Below are 873 nucleotides of genomic sequence, written 5' to 3'. Positions count from 1 at the left end.
ACTCAAAGGTACAACACTAATAAACATTTCACTCACCATTACCCCGGTTGATCTTCGCATAGTCAAACGGCGTAATCCCTTTCTCCCGGTTCACATCCAGAAAATCCGCCCACCATTGCAACATAAACTTGCGCTCATCCAGATGTTCCGCTTTATGGATATACGCAGCCCTCACCGAATTGCGTTCCATATGGCTCATCTGCCGTTCTACCGCATCCTTCGACCATAGCCCTGACTCAATTAAAGAACTACAGGCCATTGTGCGGAAGCCGTGGCCGCAAACCTCAACTTTAGTGTCATAGCCCATCACCCGGAGCGCACTGTTTACGGTGTTTTCACTCATTGGCTTACGCGGATCATGATCGCCAATAAAGATCAGCTCATGTTCGCCACAGAACTGCTTTATCTGCTTCAGGATCGCCAGCGCCTGCTTTGAAAGCGGCACCAGATGCGGTGTACGCATCTTTGATCCTCGCTGAGAATGTTTCACGCCGGGAATAGGCTCTCGCTCAGGCGGGATGGTCCACATTGAAGTTTCAAAATCGATTTCTGACCAGCGAGCAAAACGCAGCTCACTGGATCGAATAAAGATAAGCAGAGTGAGTTCCGTTGCCCAGCGGGTTAGCGGCCTGCCGGTATAGCCGTCTATTTTCTCGAGTAACTCAGGTATGCGCTTTAATTCCAGCGCCGGGCGATGTTGTCGATTACTGGAAGCAACCGCCCCAGCCATCTCTTGTGCCGGGTTATAATCAATTAACCCACTTTGCACCGCATACCGCATGATGGCCGAAGTGCGCTGTTGAAGACGGGCAGCAACCTCAAGACGTCCAGACATCTCCACGGCTTTAATGGGGGCTAATAAATCGCGCGTTT

1 protein-coding gene is annotated in these 873 nt (G+C 50.9%); it reads right to left on the bottom strand.

The annotated features are described in order from the left end of the window. Positions 1 to 28: 28 nt before the first annotated feature. The coding region (locus tag FQK12_RS00080; protein ID WP_146295609.1) for a tyrosine-type recombinase/integrase at positions 29 to 873 on the bottom strand (845 nt) is incomplete at its 5' end.

This window comes from Klebsiella sp. ME-303 (genome assembly GCF_007910085.1).
Taxonomy (GTDB): domain Bacteria; phylum Pseudomonadota; class Gammaproteobacteria; order Enterobacterales; family Enterobacteriaceae; genus Klebsiella; species Klebsiella michiganensis.
The sequence above is the reverse complement of the archived record's forward strand: the minus strand, read 5'-3'. Positions and strand labels throughout refer to the sequence as shown.